Origin of the sequence: Hungatella hathewayi WAL-18680 (genome assembly GCF_000235505.1) — a bacterium.
Taxonomy (GTDB): domain Bacteria; phylum Bacillota; class Clostridia; order Lachnospirales; family Lachnospiraceae; genus Hungatella_A; species Hungatella_A hathewayi_A.
This window is the reverse complement of record NZ_JH379028.1, coordinates 6141-9462: the sequence shown is the minus strand read 5'-3', so window position 1 is coordinate 9462 and position 3322 is coordinate 6141. Positions and strand designations below refer to the sequence as shown.

The 3322-nt window shown below is 54.1% G+C and carries 5 protein-coding genes; all 5 read right to left on the bottom strand.

Annotated elements, in window-relative coordinates; translation table 11 throughout:
- Window positions 1–48 precede the first annotated feature (48 nt).
- Entirely contained in the window at window positions 49–711 is a 663-nt protein-coding gene (locus tag HMPREF9473_RS16050; RefSeq protein WP_006781209.1) for a hypothetical protein, read from the bottom strand.
- A 59-nt stretch (window positions 712–770) separates the two neighbouring features.
- The gene (locus tag HMPREF9473_RS16045) at window positions 771–1445 is read right to left on the bottom strand and encodes a hypothetical protein (protein WP_006781208.1); all 675 of its coding nucleotides are present in this window, start codon (window positions 1443–1445) and stop codon (window positions 771–773) included.
- Between the two features lie 16 nt (window positions 1446–1461).
- Window positions 1462–2058 (bottom strand): hypothetical protein, encoded by a 597-nt coding sequence (locus HMPREF9473_RS26355; protein WP_006781207.1) that lies wholly within the window; start codon window positions 2056–2058, stop codon window positions 1462–1464.
- 80 nt (window positions 2059–2138) lie between these two features.
- Window positions 2139–2666, bottom strand: coding sequence for a hypothetical protein (locus tag HMPREF9473_RS26350; protein WP_242830848.1), 528 nt, complete (start codon window positions 2664–2666; stop codon window positions 2139–2141).
- 40 nt (window positions 2667–2706) lie between these two features.
- The gene (locus tag HMPREF9473_RS16030) at window positions 2707–3243 is read right to left on the bottom strand and encodes a hypothetical protein (protein ID WP_006781205.1); all 537 of its coding nucleotides are present in this window, start codon (window positions 3241–3243) and stop codon (window positions 2707–2709) included.
- Window positions 3244–3322 lie beyond the last annotated feature (79 nt).

Here is a 3322-nt window from a genome sequence, read left to right as displayed (position 1 = left end):
ATTCTGGTTGCCATATTGGTTGTCTCCTTTCTGATAGTCCCGTTGTGGTTAGTGTACGGATATGGTGAAGGTTGGGGTAACAGTGAACGTCTCATTGTTTGACCAGCCCTGGACGGTGGCGCCATACAGTTTCATCTCCAGCACGGCACTGGCCGCCAGGGTATTGTCACCGGCTGTGGTGCTTACTTTGTAGGGGGTGTTTCCATAATTGGCATCCGGGTCGAACCATTTTGTCTTGTCTCCGGCCGCGCTGGTTGGGACAGCTTCGGTTGACTTTCTCACTGCAAACATCACTTTCTTATCGTTTCCGGTTCCCGTCAGTTTTGTGGCATCGTTGGTGAAGCCGCCTGCGGCATTTGTGGCTATTGCCGTGATGCTGACGTCTATGGGAACTGTTGATGTGTTGGTGATTTTGTACTCACCGGACTGGGCTGTGATCCGGTTGACCTGTGGGTCTGTCACTGTCAGGTTGGGGTTCATCTCGAAAGCGGCCGCTGTCGGTACTTTTACACTGATGCTTGTTACTTTGATAGTTCCTGTCAGGACGGAGTTCTGGCTTCCTCCTACTGTTCCTTCCGCATTTGAGGTTGATATTGCCACATCGCTGATTGTTGCATTTCCAAGGCCCGACGCGTAGGACGCCATGCTGCCTGTCACTGCCATTCCTACGGCCAGGGCCAGGGCCGCCGTTTTCTTCATTTTCTTATTCATCTTCTCTTCCTCCTGAATCCTTTTGATTTTTTATTGCTCTTTCTCATTACTGCTTTCTATCAATCAGCCGCGTTGACTGTACTGATTTTCAGGGTGGGGCTTACGGTGAACTCGTATTCTCCGTAAAAGTCCGGTGATATCTTTCCGTAGAGGTTTAAGTCCGTGCTTCCGTTTGCCTCGATTCTTGCCACAAAAATATCTCTTCTTCCCGGCAGGAGGGCATACTGCTCGAAGTCCGCTTCACTGCTGTATGAGACACCGCTGGCTCCCAGCACCAGGATGGCGGTTCCGGGGTCTCCCACTTTCGATACTTTGTCCAGAAGCTGGAACTTCTGCTCCGGTCCGCTGCCGAACTTGGGGGAGAAACGGATGTCCTCCTCACTGATTTCGGCTACCTGGGAGATTTCTACTTTCACCGGCACCACCGAGTGGTTGGCTACACGGATGACCGGGCTTTGTATCTGCTCTCCGGGGCGTTCCGGGCTGAAGGGCTCCGTGGTGTCGATGTTGAATTCAAACCCTCCGGCCGGCAGTTCCACGGAGATTAAATCCACTTTGATTTTTCCCCGCAGCTCAGATTCTGCGGTTGCTGAGGATTCATCAACAGGGAACTCCAGGGTTCCCATTTCGGCCGGCGCTCCTGACAGCACTTCTCCATAGGCTGGCGGGGCATCCCTCTGGAACGCGTACAGGATAATCATGCCTGCCGCCAGGCAGGCTCCCAGTTTTCTCAATGCTCCCTTCCCCCTTTCATTCCAGCAGCGTCAGCTTGATCTTCACCGCCGCCTGCCCCACGTATTCTTCGCTGTCCTCCCGGTAGGCCAGAAAAACTGCCGTGCAGTCATAGCTTCCGGCTTCCAGTCTGGTATCCGAAGGGGCTGACTCCACATAGCTTCCCGGCGGGATGGCTCCGGTCTCATAGATTTTTTCGCCCGTGTCATCCCTGGTTATCTCCACACGGATTAATTTCCCCTGGTTGGACGGGTTTTCGATCAGCCAGTTAATGTTCCGGTCCGCTCCCGATGCCCGGCCTGACGGGGTGGCGTTCATGGACATGGCAAGCATGCCCTCCTCCACTACGGAATCCAGCTCCCGCTGGCGCTCTTCCAGGCTCTTTCCAGGGATGTCTCCCATGATCACGTTGGATTCATATACCAGGCCGGCGGTCTTCTCCGCCGGCCGGCTCCGGCTGAAATAGACGCCGGCCGCCGCTCCCGCCATGCAGAACATCCCCAGGGCCAGCACGGCCGCTGTGAATCTCCGGTTCTTCCCCGCATGTTCTTTTTTTCTTCCTGCACCTGCACTCATGTCCTGTGTACCTTTCGTTTCTGTCTTTGTTTTATCCATTCAGCTAAGCTCCGCTGGCCGCATCGATTCCTTCTGTCTTTTATCTCTTCTGCCCATCTCATATCCGGACCGCTCTGCTGTCATTCCAGCACATACAGAGTAATCTTTGCCGCTGCCCTGCCAATATAAGTGTCCTCATCAAGCCGGTACGTGTCAAAGCTGGCCGTGCAGGCGTACTCCCCTTTGGGAAGTTCCACGTCCAGCGGTGCCTCATCGATGTACTGTTCCGGTTCGATATACCCGGAGCGGTAGATTTCTTCCCCGGTATCATCCCGGCTGATACTTACCGTGAATCGGTTTCCATTTCCCGGCGGGTTCTCTATCATGAAATTGGCTTTGCCCTTTCCATCCTGTATGTAAGGGGTGGCGTTAATGGAGAATGCCACCATTCCCTCTTCCACAATGGCATCCAGCTCCCTCTGGCGGCCTTCCGGGTCATTTAAGGTTCCCGTCTTCACATTCCCCTCCGCCTGCAGGCGGGGGATGGATGCCTCTACAGACTGGCTGCTGGCATAGACAAAATATCCGGCTCCCGCCACCACCGCCATACAGAAGACTGCCGCCAGAGCCACTACCAGGATATTCAGTCGGTTTCTTCTTTCTCGCATTCTGCTTCTCTCTCTTTTCTGCTCTTTCTTCATGTCCGGCTCACTGTTTTTCTCCAAGAACTCTTAAGGTAATGTCGATGGAAAGGTTCCCCACCGGTGTCTTCTCCTCAAACAGCTCCAGCACCACTGTCACCGGATATTCTCCGGGAGGCTGCTGTTTCCTCAGCGGGATGGTCTCCACATAATTACCCGGGTCCACCCGTCTGGTATTTCCCAGCAGTTTTCCATCTTCTTTCGAATATAGGCTGACTCTGGCGCTGTAATAGTTAGTGGATGGATTTTCATACTCTATGTTGCAGTCCCGGCTTCCTTCCTCCATCGTTGGCAGCTGGTTCATCACCACCCAGAAATCTCCGGCGGCTACCTCCTGTATTTCTCCGGCATGAAGGGTTCCTGACTTGGCATTTTTATCCGGCTGGATATCGATCTGGGCCTGGATCGGGGCTGGGAAGCCCCAGACTGCCACGATGGTGCAGATTCCCAGGCTGGCTGCTGTTACCAGGCCCGCCACAGCCAGAAATCCGTTCAATTTCCTGCTTCGGTCCAGCCTATTTGTTTTCTTTCTGCTCTTCTCCATGCCTCTGTTCATCCCTGTCATTGCCTACCGGACCACTACCGCATCCGCCGTATCGGTATAATCACTCTCCGACACTCCG

What these genes read in the sequence shown, in the direction of transcription:
- HMPREF9473_RS16050 (WP_006781209.1), bottom strand. Translation starts at nt 711, where the DNA reads ATGAATAAGAAAATGAAGAAAACGGCGGCCCTGGCCCTGGCCGTAGGA.
- HMPREF9473_RS26355 (WP_006781207.1), bottom strand. Translation starts at nt 2,058, where the DNA reads ATGGATAAAACAAAGACAGAAACGAAAGGTACACAGGACATGAGTGCA.
- HMPREF9473_RS26350 (WP_242830848.1), bottom strand. Translation starts at nt 2,666, where the DNA reads ATGCGAGAAAGAAGAAACCGACTGAATATCCTGGTAGTGGCTCTGGCG.
- HMPREF9473_RS16030 (WP_006781205.1), bottom strand. Translation starts at nt 3,243, where the DNA reads ATGGAGAAGAGCAGAAAGAAAACAAATAGGCTGGACCGAAGCAGGAAA.